Annotated in this window: 16 protein-coding genes; 13 read left to right on the top strand and 3 right to left on the bottom strand. The window is 67.2% G+C overall.

The genetic code is table 11. The annotated features are described in order from the left end of the window. Nucleotides 1–20 precede the first annotated feature (20 nt). Both KXD98_RS22425 and KXD98_RS22420 read left to right on the top strand, forming a co-directional pair. Nucleotides 21–629, top strand: coding sequence for a TetR/AcrR family transcriptional regulator (locus tag KXD98_RS22425; RefSeq protein WP_260760507.1), 609 nt, complete (start codon nucleotides 21–23; stop codon nucleotides 627–629). A gap of 28 nt (nucleotides 630–657) precedes the next feature. Further along, on the top strand, nucleotides 658–2,094 hold the full coding sequence (locus tag KXD98_RS22420) for an APC family permease (protein ID WP_260760506.1): 1,437 nt from the start codon (nucleotides 658–660) through the stop codon (nucleotides 2,092–2,094). A gap of 66 nt (nucleotides 2,095–2,160) precedes the next feature. Here the strand turns inward: KXD98_RS22420 and KXD98_RS22415 are convergent, their stop codons facing one another. Continuing rightward, complete coding sequence (locus tag KXD98_RS22415; RefSeq protein ID WP_260760505.1) at nucleotides 2,161–2,466, bottom strand: hypothetical protein; 306 nt, start codon at nucleotides 2,464–2,466, stop codon at nucleotides 2,161–2,163. Nucleotides 2,467–2,700: 234 nt separating this feature from the next. On the opposite strand from KXD98_RS22415, the gene KXD98_RS22410 reads away from it, so the two are divergent. Beyond that, nucleotides 2,701–4,299, top strand: a complete 1,599-nt coding sequence (locus KXD98_RS22410) for an HNH endonuclease signature motif containing protein (protein WP_260760503.1) — start codon at nucleotides 2,701–2,703, stop codon at nucleotides 4,297–4,299. Here the strand turns inward: KXD98_RS22410 and relZ are convergent. Next, a complete protein-coding gene (gene relZ / locus KXD98_RS22405; RefSeq protein WP_260760502.1) occupies nucleotides 4,296–6,023 on the bottom strand; it encodes a bifunctional ribonuclease/(p)ppGpp synthase in 1,728 nt (575 codons plus the stop codon). The genes KXD98_RS22410 and relZ overlap by 4 nt on opposite strands. Nucleotides 6,024–6,064: 41 nt before the next feature. Here relZ and purB point away from each other — a divergent pair, with 41 nt between their 5' ends. The 4 genes from purB to KXD98_RS22385 are packed head-to-tail and all read left to right on the top strand — an operon-like array spanning nucleotide 6,065 to nucleotide 9,753. Then, nucleotides 6,065–7,483: an adenylosuccinate lyase gene (gene purB, locus KXD98_RS22400; RefSeq protein WP_260760501.1), complete on the top strand. Its 1,419-nt coding sequence runs from the start codon at nucleotides 6,065–6,067 to the stop codon at nucleotides 7,481–7,483. Then, on the top strand, nucleotides 7,480–8,706 hold the full coding sequence (locus tag KXD98_RS22395) for a cytochrome P450 (protein WP_260760499.1): 1,227 nt from the start codon (nucleotides 7,480–7,482) through the stop codon (nucleotides 8,704–8,706). Before purB ends, KXD98_RS22395 begins: the two co-directional genes overlap by 4 nt. A 5-nt stretch (nucleotides 8,707–8,711) precedes the next feature. Beyond that, complete coding sequence (locus tag KXD98_RS22390) at nucleotides 8,712–9,263, top strand: DUF1707 domain-containing protein (RefSeq protein ID WP_260760497.1); 552 nt, start codon at nucleotides 8,712–8,714, stop codon at nucleotides 9,261–9,263. Nucleotides 9,264–9,282: 19 nt separating this feature from the next. Beyond that, complete coding sequence (locus KXD98_RS22385) at nucleotides 9,283–9,753, top strand: DinB family protein (RefSeq protein ID WP_260760496.1); 471 nt, start codon at nucleotides 9,283–9,285, stop codon at nucleotides 9,751–9,753. Nucleotides 9,754–9,758: 5 nt separating this feature from the next. Here the strand turns inward: KXD98_RS22385 and KXD98_RS22380 are convergent, their stop codons facing one another. Further along, nucleotides 9,759–10,394 carry a hypothetical protein gene (locus KXD98_RS22380; RefSeq protein ID WP_260760494.1) on the bottom strand — a complete coding sequence of 212 codons (636 nt, stop codon included), beginning with the start codon at nucleotides 10,392–10,394 and terminating at the stop codon, nucleotides 9,759–9,761. 40 nt (nucleotides 10,395–10,434) lie between these two features. Between KXD98_RS22380 and KXD98_RS22375 the strand changes: the two genes are divergently transcribed. The 6 genes from KXD98_RS22375 (at nucleotide 10,435) to KXD98_RS22350 (ending at nucleotide 16,927) form a co-directional block, all read left to right on the top strand. Then, nucleotides 10,435–11,328 (top strand): phosphoribosylaminoimidazolesuccinocarboxamide synthase, encoded by an 894-nt coding sequence (locus tag KXD98_RS22375; RefSeq protein WP_260760493.1) that lies wholly within the window; start codon nucleotides 10,435–10,437, stop codon nucleotides 11,326–11,328. Next, nucleotides 11,325–13,436 (top strand): S9 family peptidase, encoded by a 2,112-nt coding sequence (locus KXD98_RS22370; RefSeq protein ID WP_260760492.1) that lies wholly within the window; start codon nucleotides 11,325–11,327, stop codon nucleotides 13,434–13,436. Before KXD98_RS22375 ends, KXD98_RS22370 begins: the two co-directional genes overlap by 4 nt. Nucleotides 13,437–13,440: 4 nt before the next feature. Continuing rightward, nucleotides 13,441–14,007 carry a TetR/AcrR family transcriptional regulator gene (locus KXD98_RS22365; RefSeq protein ID WP_260760491.1) on the top strand — a complete coding sequence of 189 codons (567 nt, stop codon included), beginning with the start codon at nucleotides 13,441–13,443 and terminating at the stop codon, nucleotides 14,005–14,007. 11 nt (nucleotides 14,008–14,018) lie between these two features. Continuing rightward, entirely contained in the window at nucleotides 14,019–14,516 is a 498-nt protein-coding gene (locus KXD98_RS22360; protein ID WP_260760490.1) for a glutathione peroxidase, read from the top strand. 66 nt (nucleotides 14,517–14,582) lie between these two features. Then, a complete protein-coding gene (locus tag KXD98_RS22355) occupies nucleotides 14,583–15,260 on the top strand; it encodes a DUF2334 domain-containing protein (protein ID WP_260760489.1) in 678 nt (225 codons plus the stop codon). Nucleotides 15,261–15,286: 26 nt separating this feature from the next. After that, nucleotides 15,287–16,927: an FAD-binding dehydrogenase gene (locus KXD98_RS22350; protein WP_260760488.1), complete on the top strand. Its 1,641-nt coding sequence runs from the start codon at nucleotides 15,287–15,289 to the stop codon at nucleotides 16,925–16,927. Nucleotides 16,928–16,940 lie beyond the last annotated feature (13 nt).

Here is a 16,940-nt window from a genome sequence, read left to right as displayed (position 1 = left end):
GACACCTCCCGGCTGGCACCATGCTCAATGTGACGGCAGCGGTCACTCCCAAGGGGGAGCGTCGACGGTATGCGCTGGTCAGCGCTGCCGCTGATCTGCTGTGTGAGGGCGGTTTCGATGCTGTTCGCCACCGTGCGGTGGCACGCCGGGCGGGGCTGCCGCTGGCCTCGACGACCTACTATTTTTCTTCGCTGGACGACCTGATCGCCAATGCCGTCGAGCTCATCGGACTGCGCGAGTCCGATGAGCTCAGAGATCGGGTGGCCGCCTTGTCGCGGCGCCGACGCGGGGCCGAGTCGACGGCCGACATCCTGGTCGATCTGCTGGTCGGGGACAGCCCGGAGCGTGCTACCGAGATGTTGATCTCCCGCTACGAGCGCTACATCGCATGTGCCCGCCAGCCGAGCCTGCGCAACATCCAGCGCAGAATTCTCAAGCAGCGCACCGACGCCGTGGTCGAGGTCGTGCAGCGATCGGGACGTTCGGTGCGCGCAGACATGGTCACCGCATTAGTCTGTGCCGTCGACGGTGCCGTCGTGGCGGCGATGGTGGGCGACGGCGACGGACCGCGTGAGACGGCCCGAGCCACCCTGATCGACGTCATCGACGTGCTTGCACCGTTCAATTAGCGCAGGCAGAACGTTTTGGGGAGGCGTGATGGGGGATTCGGTGACCGGTGTGCGCGGCCGGCAGGAGCAACCTCAACTGAAACGGGTGATGGGCCCGGGTCTGCTGCTGTTGTTCGTCATCGGGGATATTCTCGGCACCGGTGTCTACGCGCTCGTCGGTGACGTGGCCGGTGAGGTCGGCGGGGCGGCATGGCTGCCGTTCCTGATCGCATTCGCCATCGCCACCATCACCGCGTTCAGCTATCTGGAGCTGGTCACCAAGTACCCGCAGGCCGCGGGTGCGGCGCTCTATGCCCACAAGGCTTTCGGTATCCACTTCATCACGTTCCTTGTCGCCTTCATCGTTATGTGTTCTGGAATCACCTCAGCGGCAACGGCATCCAGAGCATTTGCGGCCAACTTCTACGAGGGCGCCGGTATCGAGACCTCGACGATCGGCGTCGCGCTGCTGGCTCTGGGATTCATGGCCGCGCTGGCGGCGATCAACTTCCGGGGTGTCGGCGAAAGCGTCAAGCTCAACGTCGTGCTGACGATCGTCGAGATCACCGGCCTGGTGATCGTCGTGATGGTCGGATTCTGGGCATTCACCCGTGGCACCGATGTCGACTTCTCCCGGATCGTCGCATTCGAGACCGCCGACGACAAGAACGCATTCCTGGCGGTGACGGCGGCGACCTCGCTGGCGTTCTTCGCGATGGTCGGCTTCGAGGACTCGGTGAACATGGCCGAGGAGACCAAGGACCCGATCCGGATCTTCCCGAAAATCTTGTTGTCCGGCTTGGGGATTGCCGGTGTGGTGTATGTGCTGATCTCGATCGTCGCGGTGGCGCTGGTGCCGGTCGGGGTGCTTGAGGCCAGCGACACCCCGCTCGTCGAGGTGGTCAGGGCCGGCGCACCAGGCCTTCCGGTGGATACGATCCTGCCGTTCATCACGATGTTCGCGGTGTCGAACACCGCGCTGATCAACATGCTGATGGCCAGCCGCCTCATCTACGGGATGGCCCGCCAGCATGTGCTGCCGCCGGTGCTGGGTACCGTGCATGCCACCCGGCGCTCACCGTGGGTGGCCATCGTCTTCACCACATTGATCGCGTTCGGTTTGATCATCTACGTCAGTACAGCTGCCAGCAGCAATGCCATCGCTGTCCTGGGCGGCACCACCAGCTTGCTGCTGCTCGCGGTATTCGCGGTGGTCAATGTCGCGGTGCTGGTGTTGCGTCGCGACGTGCGCAACGCGGGCGGTCATTTCAAGACGCCGACGGCGTTGCCGGTCATCGGCTTCCTCGCTTCGCTGTACTTGGTGACTCCGCTGTCAGGCCGACCCGCGCAGCAGTACCTGGTGGCCGGGGCGCTCGTCCTCCTCGGCATCGTGCTGTTCTTCATCACCCAGGCGATCAACCGGCAGTTGGGGATTCACGAACGCCACATCACCGACCCGGCACACCTGGCGTCGGGTCCCGACTAGGCAAGCGCGGCAACGCACGCGACAAAGGGGGCGCCTCTTTCGAGGCGCCCCCTTTGATGCTGGTGCTTATTTGACGGTGACGAAGTAGGTGCGCCCGGCGGGGACCTGGATGCGGTCGTCGCGCTGGGCGTCCCAGACCCATTGGGTGAACTGCGGGCCGGGGCGGACGGAGACGACCTCGGCCTGGGCCAGTGGGGTGTTGCCCTGGCGGCTGACGATGACCCGGTTGCCTTCGGCTTCCAGTGAGCTGATGGTGCTGCGGGCGTCGCCGGCACCGGACGGGGCGGCGGCGGCCGGGGCGGCCAGGCCGAGCGCGACGGCGGCCAGTCCGGTGGCAGCGACGGCGGTGGCGGTGATGGTGAAGTTCTTCATTGCTCTCATCCCTCGGTTTCGGGTCTCAAGCCGTGGAGCGAATCACGCGGTTTCGACATCTGGTCGATCACCTTGGTTGATCAGGTTGGCCGATCGTGGTGATCTGCCCCTAAAAACCGCCAGGTCAACAGTTTCATTTCGGTTGGCAGAAATTGATCGACGAGTGGCCGGATCTCGACACACAACCCACCCGACCGGGTCGGTCGAGCTGAATACCGACGTAGAGAATTGTCGGTGGACCTCACTAGTGTCGAACACATGTGCGAAGGTGGGTTGCCGGGTGGCGCGGAGTTGGGGTCGCTGAGCGCGGCTGGGCTCATCGATGCCGCGCGGGCCTGTGCGCGGGCGGAGAACATCGCCGCGTCCCGCAAGTTGGCGGTGATGGCCGAGCTGTTCGACCGGCGTACCCAGCTGCCCTGCGCCGAGGACCGCAGCAACTGGTGGGTCGACCCCGATGCCGCGGTGGCCGCCGAACTGGGTGCCGCGCTGGGGGTCAACCAGTGGCTGGCGCTGACCCAGACCCAGCGTGCGGTGGCCCTGCGCGACCGGCTGCCCAGGGTGGCCGCGCTGTTCGCCCAGGGCCTGATCAGCGACATGCTGGTGCGCACCATCTTGACCCGCACCGAGTTGATCACCGACCCGCAGGCTTTGGCCGCCGTCGATGATGCACTGGCCCGCCAGGTGGGATTTTGGAGCGCGCTGTCGCGCACCAAGATCGAACAGGCCATCGATGCCACGGTGATCGCCTGCGACCCGGCCGCTCAACGCACCGCCACCGACACTGCGGGGCGCAGCCTGGACTTCGGCTATCCCACCGACCCGGCCGGGCTGGTCAGCCTGCAGGCCCGCATGCACGCCCATGATGCCGCCGCCCTGTATGACCGCATCACCACCATCGCGGCCACCGTCTGCCCGGCCGATCCGCGCACCAGCGACCAACGCCGCTACGACGCGCTGGCCGCCATCAGCTACGGCCTGGACACCCTGGCCTGCACCTGCAGCCTGCCCGACTGCGACGCCGCCACGGCCCGCCCACCCACACCCAACACCACCGTCTACCTGATCACCGACGCCACCTGCTCAACACAGCCCGCAACAGCCGACCCCCCCGACGCGGGGACCCCCACACCAACCGAGACCGCCGAGCTTGCTTCCGCGCCTGAGGCTCCCGCCCCCGCCCCCGCCCCCGCACCCGCCGCGTCTGCGCCCGGGTCGGCGTTTCTGTTCGGCCGCGGGGTGCTACCCCCCGCGCTGGTGGCTCCGATGCTGGCCAACGCCCGCATCCGCGAGATCGTCCATCCCGGCCAGCGCCCCGCCGAATCCCGCTATCTGCCCTCGCCGGCCCTGGCCGAATTCGTCTGCTGCCGCGACTTGACCTGCCGCTTCCCGAACTGCGAAGTCCCCGCCACCCACGCCGACATCGACCACACCGTGCCCTATCCGCTCGGGCCCACCCACGCATCAAACCTGAAGTGTCTGTGCCGTTTTCATCATTTACTGAAAACGTTCTGGGTTGGCCCCGACGGCTGGTCGGAACGACAACACCCCGACGGCACCATCGAATGGACCAGCCCGACCGGCCACACCTACACCACCAAACCAGGCAGCTCCCTGCTCTTTCCCGCGCTGTGCCGACCCACGGCCACCCTGTGGGTCAACGGCCCACCACCCACGCCCACCCCCACCCCACGACGCGGGACCATGATGCCCCGGCGCCGATACACCCGCGCCCAGGCCCACGCCCGGTACATCACCGCGCTGCGCAAAACCAACACCGGCGTAGACCCCCACCGCGAACATCCTCCCAACGCGATCGGGACACCGCCGTTCTAGCGCTCGGCGGCACCACCGGTGAGCCGAGCAAGTCGATTCTCCAACAACAACACTCGATGGGCATTGCCGTTCAGGCTGATGTAGCGCGCTCCGAACACCGCCAGCAGCGCGTCGTCGAGGCGGCGAACCGCACCGGGGGGAAACCGGTAGTCCATTGCGGCATTCACGGCCTCGGTGTCGATACTGCCGAGTGTCGCGTCGACGGTGTCGGTCGAATCGATTCCGAGATCGAGCAGTAAGCCGGCCATCCACGCGTAGTGATCGGTGCGCGACCACCCGGAGTTGGGAAATCGGTTCGCCAGGTAGGTTGCCAGCACCGGTGTTGGAATCCCGAGATCCCCCGAACCTTGCGGCGCCCGCGGGGCCGGCCCGGTGGAACGCAGCCGTTCCCGGATGGCTGAGAACTCCCGGTCGGCGAGCTCGAGCAGGCCGGCGGCCAAGGTGAACCGCCGGTTCAAATCAGGCGCGTCCTCTTCTGGCACAGATCCCTTGTAGCGGACATCGTGTTCGAACTCGGCCCATGCGTGCTGCAAGATCGTGCGCACCTGAACCGACGCCGGCCACGGCTCGCCGCCGGTCGCCACGACCAAGTGGCGGCTGGCATAGCCCCACCTGCCCTCGGCTGCGGTCTCCACACCCATGTCACGGTCATCGAGCAGCTGCATTTCCTCGGCCAAAACGTCGGTCACCGCCGCGACGTCGTCGCGCAGATAGGTGATCACCCGCAATCCGATCTGATCGGTGATCTCCGACAGCGGGTCGGTGTACAGACGTCTGCCGTCGATGTGCCGGTCGGCTTTGGCGGCGAACGAAGCCACCGACTTCGTCCGCGCGGTCACGCTCAGGTAGTCGATTCCCGCATCGTCGAGCAGGGCGGTCACCGCCGTCAGGTAGCGCCCGGTGGCCTGCACAAGCTGGGGGCGTCGTTCCGCGTACGTCGCAGTCGCCTCATGGACCGCACCAGGCGTCGGCTCCGGTGGAGCCGGCACCAGATCCGCCGGCAGCGTGGGCGTCACGATGTAGCCGGTTTCGGCGTCGCCATAGTAGGTCACATCGTCGGGGCGGCGAGCCGCGAACATCGCCACATAGGCACACACCACCGCATCCACGGGATCCTCGACCCGTCGCAGATCGCTTTTTCGCGAAGCGCTTTCGGCGGCTTCACGAAGCCGAGCCCAATCCTGACAGTTGCCCGATCGCAACGCCGGATCGGCGCCGGCGAGGCTCTCGATCAGCTCCATCAGCCGCTGCAGCTCGGTCCGCATCTGAGCCAGTCCGCGCCCTGGCTTGCTCTTGTACTTCAACGTGCGTCCGAGCCGGAACAACGCCACCGTCGCCGCATGCGGGTACACCTCAAGGGCGCGTCGCGACGAGCCGGAACGGGCATCGATGTCGAGATCGAGCGCCTCGGCCAGCTGTGCCGCCCTGGTGCCGTCAGCGAACTCCGGCTTGCCCGTGTTCGACGGGTGCGTCCCCGCCTGAAAGCGGGCGAAGTCTGCGTTGATCGCCCGTTCTGCCGGTCGTTGGCCCGTCGCGTTGCGCACGATCAGCGGTGCATCGAAGCCGACCACGCAATCGTTGTCGACGTAGGGACGCAGCGCAGCGCAGATGCTGGCGTCATCGGTCGCGACCGTGGCCAGCACCAACCGTCCGCCGTCGTCCACCACTGCCAGGCCCGTGGGCTTGCGCTGACCCCATGCGAGGTCCACACCGATGAAGTGCACGGTGTCTACTGTGCACGACCAGACTCGTAGGCTGTGTGTTCGTGAGCATTCCCAACGTGCTGGCCAACCGGTACGCCAGCGAGGAGATGGTGGCGATCTGGTCGCCGGAAGCGAAGATCGTCGCCGAACGGCGGCTGTGGCTGGCGGTGCTGACAGCCCAGGCCGAACTCGGTGTTGCGGTGCCCGAGGGCGTGCTTGCCGACTACGAGCGGGTGCTGCAGACCGTGGACCTGGAATCCATCGCGTCCCGTGAGCGGGTGCTGCGCCACGACGTGAAGGCCCGCATCGAGGAGTTCAACGCGCTGGCCGGTCACGAGCACGTGCACAAGGGCATGACCAGCCGCGACCTGACCGAGAACGTCGAACAGTTGCAGATCCGGCGGTCGCTGGAACTGGTTCGTGACCACGGCATCGCCGTCGTCGCGCGGCTGGCCGAACGCGCCGTGCTCTACCGCGACCTGGTGATGGCCGGCCGCAGCCACAACGTCGCCGCGCAGGCCACCACCCTGGGCAAGAGATTCGCCTCGGCGGCAGAGGAACTGCTGGTGGCGCTCACAAGGGTCATCGAGTTGATCGACCGCTATCCGCTGCGCGGCATCAAAGGCCCGATGGGCACTGCCCAAGACATGCTCGATCTGTTCGACGGCGACACCGAACGGCTGGCCGAGCTGGAGAGGCGGGTCGCGGCGTTTCTGGGCTTCAGCGAAATGTTCACCAGTGTCGGTCAGGTGTACCCCCGCTCACTGGACCACGACGTGGTCTCCGCGCTGGTGCAACTGGGCGCCGGTCCGTCGTCGTTGGCGCACACCATCCGGCTGATGGCCGGCCACGAGCTGGTCACCGAGGGCTTTGCCCCCGGTCAGGTGGGTTCCTCGGCCATGCCGCACAAGATGAACACCCGCAGCTGCGAGCGCGTCAACGGCCTGCAGGTGGTGCTGCGCGGATACGCGACGATGGCCGCCGAATTGGCCGGCGCGCAGTGGAACGAGGGGGACGTGTTCTGTTCGGTGGTGCGTCGTGTCGCCCTGCCCGACGCCTTCTTCGCCCTCGACGGACAGACCGAGACGTTCCTGACCGTCCTCGACGAGTTCGGCGCCTACCCTGCGGTGATCCAGCGTGAACTCGACCGCTACCTGCCCTTCCTGGCGACCACCCGCATCCTGATCGCGGCCGTGCGGGCCGGGGTCGGTCGGGAGACTGCCCACGAGGTCATCAAGGAACACGCTGTCGCGGTGGCGTTGAACATGCGCGAACACGGCGCCGAGCCTGACCTGCTGGACCGGTTGGCCCACGACCCGCGGCTTCCGCTCGACCGAACGGCACTGGACGCCGCACTGGCCGACAAGCAGGTGTTCTCCGGCGCGGCAGGTGATCAGGTCGACCGGGTGGTCGCCGCAGTCGACGACCTGCTCGTTCGTTACCCCGAGGCCGCGACGTACACCTCCGGTGCGATCCTGTGACGTCGAGCCTGGAGCTGGCCACGATCGATTTCACCGATCTGGACAATTTCGCCGACGGCTTCCCACACGACCTGTTCGCACTGCATCGGCAGCAGGCACCGGTGTACTGGCACGAACCCACCGAGAACACCCCGGACGGCGAAGGGTTCTGGTCGGTCGCCACGCACGCCGAAACCCTGGCGGTGCTGCGTGATCCGCACACGTATTCCTCGGTGACCGGCGGTGAACGCCCGTTCGGCGGCACATTGCTGCAAGACCTCCCCATCGCCGGGCAGCTGCTGAACATGATGGACGACCCGCGCCACGGCGAGGTACGCCGGCTGGTCAGCTCTGGGCTCACGCCGCGGATGATCCGCCGCGTCGAAGACGACCTGCGCGACCGGGCCCGGCGCCTGCTCGACGACGTGGGCCCTGCCGAACCTTTCGATTTCGTCACCGAGATCGCTGCCGAGGTGCCGATGCAGATGATCTGCATCCTGCTGGGAGTGCCCGAGTCGGAACGGCATTGGCTTTTCGAGGCCATCGAGCCCAGCTTCGACTTCGGCGGTTCCCGCAAAGCCGCGATCACCCGCCTGTCCGTCGAGGAGGCCGGATCGCGGATGTTCACCTACGGTCAGGAACTGATCGCCGCCAAGCGTGCCGATCCCACCGACGACATGCTCTCGGTGGTCGTGAACTCCGACGACCCCGCCCTCACCGACCTCGAAGGCTATCTGTTCTTCAATCTGCTGTTCAGCGCCGGCGCGGAGACCACTCGCAACGCGATCGCGGGCGGACTGCTGGCCCTGGTCGAAAGGCCCGACGCCTACCGGGCGCTGCGGGCGGACCCGGCCCTGCTGCCGGCCGCGATCGAGGAGATGGTGCGGTGGACATCACCGTCGCCGTCCAAGCGCCGGACGGTGACCCAACCGGTGACCCTGGGCGGGCATGCCCTGGAGCCGGGCCAGAAAGTACTGGTCTGGGAGGGCTCGGCCAATCGCGACGAGACGGTCTTCGCCGATGCGGATCGCTTCGACATCACCCGGAAACCCAACCCGCACCTGGGATTCGGTCAAGGCGTGCACTACTGCCTGGGGGCCAACCTGGCCCGGCTGGAACTTCGGGTGATCTTCGAGGAGCTGCTAGGCCGATATTCTTCGGTGACGTTGGCCGAGCCGGTCGAGTGGACGCGCAGCAACCGTCACACCGGTATCCGGCATCTGATGGTGGAGGTGACAAGGTGAACGACATGCGCGCGTCCGACGCCGACCGCGCCGCGGTGACGCGAATTCTCGAGCTCGCTGTCGGGCAGGGAATGCTGAGCCTCGACGAGTACACCGAGCGGGTAGACGTCGTGCTGGCCGCGCGGACCCGCGGTGAACTCGACACCGTGATCGCCGACCTGCCGCACGTCCGACGCGAACCGGCCCCGGCTGCACCGGAAGTGCTGAACAGCTGGATGTCGGGAATCACCCGCAAAGGGCAGTGGACGGTGCCGGCCCGACTGCAACTGGTCACCCGGATGTGCTCCACCACATTGGATTTCACGGCTGCGGTCTTGCAAGCCTCGCTCGTGCGCATCGACATCGACGACTATTTCAGCTCCACCGAGCTGATCCTTCCCGACGGCGCGACAGCCGACCTCAACGGTATCGCCGGCGTGGCGTCGTCGACGTCGGTGAAGGTGGCGACCAGCCCGGTCTCGGCGCGGCTGCACGTCGTCGTCACCGGACGGGTGCGGTTCGGGTCGGTCACGGCCCGCCACCCGTTCGGCACGTCGCTCAAACGGTTGCTGAAGTAGGCCGGGCCAGGAGACGACGATGGCCGATACCGCGCCGCCGCGCACCGATGGATCCGAAAAACACGTCCTGGTCGGCTTTCTCGACTACCTGCGCCGATGCGTGGTGAACAAGCTCGACAGCGCGCCCGAACCGGCCGTCCGCACACCGGGGGTGCCGTCCGGGACGAACTGCCTCGGACTGGTGAATCACCTCGCCCACGTGGAACGGTTCCTGTTCCTCGGCGAGGACGCGGACTGGCCCGCCACATTCCACGCCGCCCCCGACCAGACCGTGGACTCGGTGATCGCCGCCTACCGGGACGCCGTCGAGCGCGCCAACACGGTGATCGCGGCATGCGACGACCTGACCGCGCCGTGTGCCCGCCCGGCGTCGCGAGGTACACCGCCGTCGATGCGGTGGGCGCTGACCCACATGATCGAAGAGACCGCGCGCCACGCCGGCCACCTCGACATCCTCCGCGAACAGATCGACAACGTGGTCGGACGGTGACCGTCCTACCGAGGTGCGGTCCGTAGGTTGGCCGCCCGGATACCGGCCGAGCGGAGTTCGAGAGCGGCGAGGCCCCGGATGGCCCGCTGATCCTGTTCGCGCCATGCTCCCACCGGGTCGGGGCTGATCGCTGCCAGCTTCGGCAGCGGCCGGTTGGCCAGCGCACGCAGCGCCAGCAGCTGCTCGCCGGCCTGCGTCGACGCCAGCGTCACCGCAGTCCACTTGCGCCGCGCGAACCGCAGCCGCAACACCACCCACGGCATCCCCACCAGCATGATGGGCGGCGCGGCCACCGCCAGCGCCAGCACCCAGGCCAGCCAGCTCGCAGTGCTGTCCAGGCTGTGCCCGGCGCCGGCGATGTCCAGGGCAGCCTCGCTGGCCGCGCGCAGGGGACCGGCGATCGAGTCGCCGATCAGCGGCACGCTGTCGGCGCGGTTCCCGGCCGAGTCCAGATTCTCCGAGACCCCGGTGGCGCCGTCGTTCAGCTGTCGACCCACGTCGGAGATGATCGCCACCGCCGCATGGACGGCCACCCCGACCGAAACCCAAACCGCTACCCAGATGGCGATGAGGATGTCGGCGGTCACCTGAGCGAAAAGCCGGCCGGGTGTTCCGGCGTAGGGAATGTACCTCGACGTCATGGCTTCGATCCCAGCACAGACTGCCCGATAGGCTGGCCGAATGCGTCCCGATCTGTCCGACTACCAACATCTGGCCAGCGGCAAGGTTCGAGAGCTCTACCGCATCGACGACGGGCACCTGTTGTTCGTCGCGACTGACCGGATCTCGGCCTACGACCACATCCTCGGATCCGAGATCCCGGACAAGGGTCGCATCCTCACCGCGATGAGCGTGTTCTTCTTCGACCTGCTCGGTGTACCCAACCACCTGGCCGGCCCGCCCGACGACGAGCGCATCCCGGTCACCGTGCTGGGCCGGGCGTTGGTGGTCGAACAGCTGGAGATGCTTCCGGTGGAGGCGGTGGCCCGCGGCTACCTGACCGGTTCCGGCCTGCTCGATTATCAGCAGACCGGCCGACTCTGCGGCATCGAACTGCCCGCCGGTCTGGTCGAAGCCAGCAGGTTCGCCGAACCGCTGTTCACCCCGGCCACCAAGGCCGACCTGGGTGACCACGACGTCAACATCACCTTCGACGACGTCGTCGGCCTGATCGGCCGTCAGCGCGCTGAAGAGCTGCGCGATCACACCCTGCGCATCTACTCGGCAGGCGCCCAGCATGCGCTCACCAAGGGCATCATCGTCGCCGACACCAAGTTCGAATTCGGCGTCGGCGCCAACGGTGAACTCACACTGGCCGACGAAGTGTTCACTCCCGACTCGTCGCGGTACTGGCGCGCCGAGGACTACTGCGAAGGTGCCGTGCAGAACAGCTTCGACAAGCAGTTCGTCCGCAACTGGTTGACGGGTCCGGATTCCGGGTGGGACCGTGCCGGCGATCAACCCCCGCCTGCGCTGCCGGCCGACATCGTCGATGCCACCAGAGCCCGCTACATCGAAGCCTACGAACGAATTTCAGGTCAGAGATTCGACGACTGGATAGGAGATCCGGCATGAAAGCCCCCGTCGCAAAACGCGTCGCTCACCGTCGCGAACACCACGGGGACGTCTTTGTCGACCATTACGAGTGGTTGCGCGACAAGGCCAATCAGGACGTCGTCGACTACCTCGAGGCCGAGAACGCCTACACCGAGCACGTCACCGCTGAGCTGGCCCCACTGCGGCAGCAGATCTTCGACGAGATCAAGGCCCGCACCAAGGAAACCGACCTTTCGGTGGCCACCCGTCGCGGCGACTGGTGGTACTACGGCCGCAGCTTCCAGGGTAAACAGTATGGCGTGCAATGCCGTTGCCCGGTCCGCGACTTCGACGACTGGACACCACCACAGTTCGACGAGGACACCGAGATCCCCGGCGAGCAAATACTTCTCGACGAAAATGTCGAGGCAGAAGGGCACGACTTCTTCTCCCTCGGCGCGGCCGGTGTCAGCATCGACGGCAACATCCTGGCCTATTCGGTCGACGTCAAAGGCGACGAGCGCTACACCTTGCGTTTCAAGGATCTGCGCACCGGGCAGCGGTATCCCGACGAGATCGCCGGCGTCGGCGCCGGCGTGACGTGGGCGGCCGACAACGCAACCGTCTACTACGTCACCGTCGACGATGCGTGGCGTCCCGACACCGTGTGGCGGCACCGGCTGGGCTCCGAGCAGCCCGACGAACGCGTCTACCACGAACCCGACGAACGGTTCTGGATCGGCGTCGGCCGCACCCGCAGCAACAAGTACATCATCATCGCCGCCGGCAGCGCGGTGACCTCGGAGTTGCGCTATGGCCCTGCCGACGACCCGCAGGCACAGTTCCAAACCATCTGGGAGCGGCGCGAATCCGTCGAGTACTCGGTGGATCACGCTGTGGTGGGCGGGCAGGACCGGTTCCTCATCCTGCACAACGACGGTGCCGAGAACTTCACCCTGGTCGATGCGCCGGTCGACGACCCCACCGCAGCGCGGACCCTGATCGAACACCGCGACGACGTTCGCTTGGACGCGGTGGATGCGTTCGACGGCCACCTTGTGGTCAGCTTCCGTAGTGAGGCGCTGCCCCGCATCGCACTGTGGCCGATCGACGGCGCCGGCTACGGCACGATGACCGACATCACCTTCGACTCTGAACTGATGTCGGTCGGTCTGTCGGCCAACCCGAACTGGAGCGCGCCGAAGCTGCGTATCGGTGCGACATCGTTCGTCACACCGGTGCGCATCTACGACATGGATCTGGCCACCGGCGAGCGCACCCTGCTGCGCGAGCAACCGGTCCTCGGCGACTATCGACCGCAGGACTACGTCGAGCGCCGCGACTGGGCTCTGGCCGAAGATGGTGCCCGGGTACCGGTTTCGATCGTGCACCGCGCCGACCTCCAGTTCCCGGCCCCGACACTGCTCTACGGCTACGGCGCCTACGAATCGTGCGAGGATCCGCGCTTCTCGATTGCCCGGCTGTCGCTGCTCGACCGCGGCATGGTTTTCGCCGTCGCGCACGTGCGCGGCGGCGGCGAACTCGGCCGGCCCTGGTACGAGCACGGAAAGTTGTTGGAGAAGCGCAACACGTTCACCGACTTCATCGCCGTCGGACGCCATCTCGTCGACGCCGGTGTCACGCAGCCCGACACGTTGGCGGCCTACGGTGGCAGCGCCGGCGGGCTGCTCGTGGGAGCGGTGACCAACATGGCCCCGGAGCTCTTCGCGGGGGTGCTGGCCGCGGTGCCCTTCGTTGACCCTCTGACCACCATCCTGGATCCGTCGCTACCGCTGACCGTCACCGAATGGGACGAATGGGGCAACCCGCTGGAAGACCCCGAGGTCTACCGTTACATGAAGTCCTACTCGCCCTACGAGAACGTCGACGGAAGCGACTATCCCGCAATTCTGGCGATGACCTCGCTCAACGACACCCGGGTGTACTACGTTGAGCCGGCCAAATGGGTTGCCGCACTGCGTCACGCCCAGCGTAACCCGGACACCGACGGCGCCAAGGTGCTGCTCAAGACCGAGATGAACGCCGGCCACGGCGGAATCAGCGGTCGCTACGAGCGTTGGAAGGAGACCGCGTTCCAGTACGCGTGGCTGCTCGACGTCGCCAAGGTCGGCCGCAGCGAAAGCTGAGTCGATGGCCAGGAGCACCTACCACCACGGCGACCTCAGGGCGGTGATCCTCGCCCGCGCAGCAACGTTGGTCGCCGAGCGGGGTGCCGACGGTGTCTCGCTACGCGAATTGGCGCGCGCGGCAGGGGTTTCGCATGCCGCCCCGGCACACCATTTCACCGATCGTCGCGGGCTGTTCACCGCACTGGCCGCGCAGGGCTGGCGGATGCTGGCTTCGGCGCTGGCCGGTGCGCGACCCGAGTTCATCGACGCCGCACTGGCATACACCCGCTTCGCCACCGAGAACCCAGGGCACTATGCGGTGATGTTCGACCGCTCCCTGGTCGACACCGAGGACCCCGAATTGCTGGCGGCCCGCGCTGCCGCGGGCCACGAGCTGGCCGCCGGCGTCGCGACATTGGACGACCCACGAGCCGCAACCGATCCCCAGGCTGCCGGACTGGCGGCCTGGTCGCTGGTCCACGGGTTCGCCATGCTCTATCTCAACGGCGTCATCGGTACCGACGCTGATCCGGTGGCCACCGCGCAGCGAGTGGCCCGAATGCTGTTCACCGAACCAGGCGCCGGGTAGCGTGCGTTGCCATGACCGACACTGCGCTGAACGACATCCCGCTGACCACCCTCGACGGCAGGGCGACCACGCTGGCCGAGCTGGCCGACGGTGCCGCGCTGGTGGTCAACGTGGCCTCCAAGTGCGGACTCACGCCGCAGTACAGCGCCCTCGAGCAGCTCGCCAAGGACTACGGCGGCCGCGGTCTGACCGTGATCGGAGTGCCGTGCAATCAGTTCATGGGGCAGGAGCCCGGCACCGCCGAGGAGATCCAGACCTTCTGTTCGACCACCTACGGGGTGACGTTCCCGCTGCTGGCCAAGACCGACGTCAATGGCGCGCAGCGGCATCCGCTCTACGCCCAGCTCGCCGAGGTCCCCGACGACGACGGCCAGGCCGGCGATGTGCAGTGGAACTTCGAGAAATTCCTCATCGCCCCTGACGGCAGCGTGGTCAAGCGGTTCCGTCCGCGCACCGAACCGGACGCCCCCGAGGTCATCTCGGCCATCGAGTCCGTGCTGCCGCGCTAGCCGCCGTACACCTGCGCGCGTCGTGTCAGTCACCTCGCCGACATCTGCAGCTGTGACACTGCCAGTGTGGCAGGACAACTGATCGTCTCGATCTCCGGCATCAACGACCGCACCCTCGACGACGTCACCGAGTTCCGCAACCTGCTGGCTGACCGTGGCGTTCCGGCGTCGCTGCTGGTTGCACCCCGCCTCAAGAACGGCTACCGGCTCGACAGCGACTCGCGCACGGTCGAGTGGTTGACCAACCGTCGAAGCCACGGCGATGCGATCGTGCTGCACGGGTTCGACGACGCCGGGAAATCGCCTGCCCACGAGGCCGGTTTGCGGCTGACCGCCGCCGACCGCATCCTCGACCACCTCGGACTGCGTACCAGGCTGTTCGCCGCACCGAAGTGGACGACCTCCGAAGGTACCTTTACCGCGCTGCGCCGCAATGGTTTCCGGTTGGCGGCCGGTCTGCACGAGATCGTCGACCTGGTCCGCGGTGAGGCCGTCCGGGCCCGGGTGCTCGGCATCGGCGAGGGATTTCTGGCAGAGCCATGGTGGTGTCGAACGGTGGTGCTCTCCGCCGAGCGCACCGCGCGGCGCCACGGTGTCGTGCGGGTTGCGGTGGCTGCGCGGCACCTGCGGCGCCCGGGTCCCCGCCTGGCCATGATCGACGCGGTCGACCTGGCGCTGATGCACTACTGTGTGCCGACCGTCTACCAGTGGCAGCCCCGACCTGCGCTGACTGACGCCGCGTAGGCAGCGACAATCGCTAGATTGTCGGAATGGCGGATGCTGATGTCATCGTGGTCGGTGCTGGTTTGGCGGGGCTGGTTGCGGCGTGCGAGCTAGCCGACCGGGGCCGCAGCGTCCTGATCGTCGACCAGGAGAATGCCGCCAATATCGGCGGTCAGGCCTACTGGTCGTTCGGTGGCCTGTTCTTCGTCGACAGCCCCGAACAGCGCCGGCTCGGCATCCGTGACAGTCACGAGCTGGCCTTGCAGGACTGGCTGGGCACCGCCGGTTTCGATCGCACCGAAGATCATTGGCCCCGCCAGTGGGCCCACGCCTATGTGGATTTCGCGGCGGGGGAGAAGCGGCGCTGGTTGCGTGACCGCGGCTTGCAGACGTTCGCCCTGGTGGGTTGGGCCGAGCGCGGCGGCTACGACGCCCGGGGGCACGGCAACTCGGTGCCGCGCTTCCACATCACCTGGGGGACCGGCCCGGCGCTGGTCGACATCTTCGCGCGCAGACTGAACGGCCGCGCAGGCGTCCGGTTCGCCCACCGGCATCGCGTCGACGAGCTGGTCATCGAGAACGGCGGCGTCGTCGGGGTACGCGGCGCCGTGCTGCAGCCCAGCACTGTGGCGCGCGGCGTCGCGTCCTCGCGGGAGGTGGTCGGTGACTTCGAGCTTCGGGCGCAGTCGGTGATCGTTGCCAGCGGCGGCATCGGCGGCAACCACGATCTGGTCCGGAAAAACTGGCCGGCGCGGATGGGACGAGTTCCCGAACAGCTGCTCAGCGGCGTCCCCGCGCACGTCGACGGCCGGATGATGGGCATCGCCGAGGCTGCCGGCGCCCACGTCATCAACAGCGACCGGATGTGGCACTACACCGAAGGCATCACCAACTACGACCCCATCTGGCCGCACCACGGTATCCGCATCCTGCCCGGGCCGTCGTCGCTGTGGCTCGACGCCACCGGCAAACGGCTGCCTGCGCCGCTGTATCCGGGCTTCGACACCCTGGGCACACTGGAGTACATCGCCCAGACCGGGCACGACTACACCTGGTTCGTCCTCAACGCCCGCATCATCGCCAAGGAGTTCGGCCTGTCCGGGCAGGAGCAGAACCCCGACCTGACCGGCCGAAGTCTGCGCGGGGTGCTCGATCGTGCCCGCAACGGCCCCGCGCCCGTGCACGCCTTCGTCGACAAGGGCGTGGACTTCGTCACCGCCGACAACCTGGCCGACCTGGTGAGCGCGATGAACGCCGTCCCCGGCACCGAGCCGGTGGCCTATGACGTCGTCGAGGCCGAGGTGACTGCCCGTGATCGCGAGGTGGTCAACAGGTTCACCAAGGACAGTCAGATCACCGCTGTCCGCGCCGCCCGCCACTATCTGCCCGATCGGATCAGCCGGGTGGTCGCCCCGCACCGGCTGACCGATCCCAAAGCCGGCCCGTTGATCGCGGTCAAGTTGCACATCCTGACCCGAAAGTCGTTGGGTGGATTGGAGACCGACCTCGACTCCCGTGCGTTACGGGCCGATGGTTCGGCATTGCCCGGTCTGTACGCCGCCGGGGAGGCCGCCGGGTTCGGCGGGGGAGGGCTGCACGGCTACCGCTCGCTGGAGGGCACGTTCCTGGGTGGCTGCGTGTTCTCCGGACGGGCCGCAGGTCGAGCAGCGGCCCGCGACGTGGGCTGACCGGTTCGACGAG

The sequence above is a fragment of the Mycobacterium sp. SMC-4 genome (assembly GCF_025263265.1).
Classification (GTDB): domain Bacteria; phylum Actinomycetota; class Actinomycetes; order Mycobacteriales; family Mycobacteriaceae; genus Mycobacterium.
The sequence above is the reverse complement of the archived record's forward strand: the minus strand, read 5'-3'. Positions and strand labels throughout refer to the sequence as shown.

Bases quoted from the DNA above. Each gene is read 5' to 3' on its own strand.
- KXD98_RS22425 (WP_260760507.1), top strand. From the start codon at position 21: ATGCTCAATGTGACGGCAGCGGTCACTCCCAAGGGGGAGCGTCGACGG.
- KXD98_RS22420 (WP_260760506.1), top strand. From the start codon at position 658: ATGGGGGATTCGGTGACCGGTGTGCGCGGCCGGCAGGAGCAACCTCAA.
- KXD98_RS22415 (WP_260760505.1), bottom strand. From the start codon at position 2,466: ATGAAGAACTTCACCATCACCGCCACCGCCGTCGCTGCCACCGGACTG.
- KXD98_RS22390 (WP_260760497.1), top strand. From the start codon at position 8,712: ATGCGCGCGTCCGACGCCGACCGCGCCGCGGTGACGCGAATTCTCGAG.
- KXD98_RS22385 (WP_260760496.1), top strand. From the start codon at position 9,283: ATGGCCGATACCGCGCCGCCGCGCACCGATGGATCCGAAAAACACGTC.
- KXD98_RS22380 (WP_260760494.1), bottom strand. From the start codon at position 10,394: ATGACGTCGAGGTACATTCCCTACGCCGGAACACCCGGCCGGCTTTTC.
- KXD98_RS22375 (WP_260760493.1), top strand. From the start codon at position 10,435: ATGCGTCCCGATCTGTCCGACTACCAACATCTGGCCAGCGGCAAGGTT.
- KXD98_RS22370 (WP_260760492.1), top strand. From the start codon at position 11,325: ATGAAAGCCCCCGTCGCAAAACGCGTCGCTCACCGTCGCGAACACCAC.
- KXD98_RS22365 (WP_260760491.1), top strand. From the start codon at position 13,441: ATGGCCAGGAGCACCTACCACCACGGCGACCTCAGGGCGGTGATCCTC.
- KXD98_RS22360 (WP_260760490.1), top strand. From the start codon at position 14,019: ATGACCGACACTGCGCTGAACGACATCCCGCTGACCACCCTCGACGGC.
- KXD98_RS22350 (WP_260760488.1), top strand. From the start codon at position 15,287: ATGGCGGATGCTGATGTCATCGTGGTCGGTGCTGGTTTGGCGGGGCTG.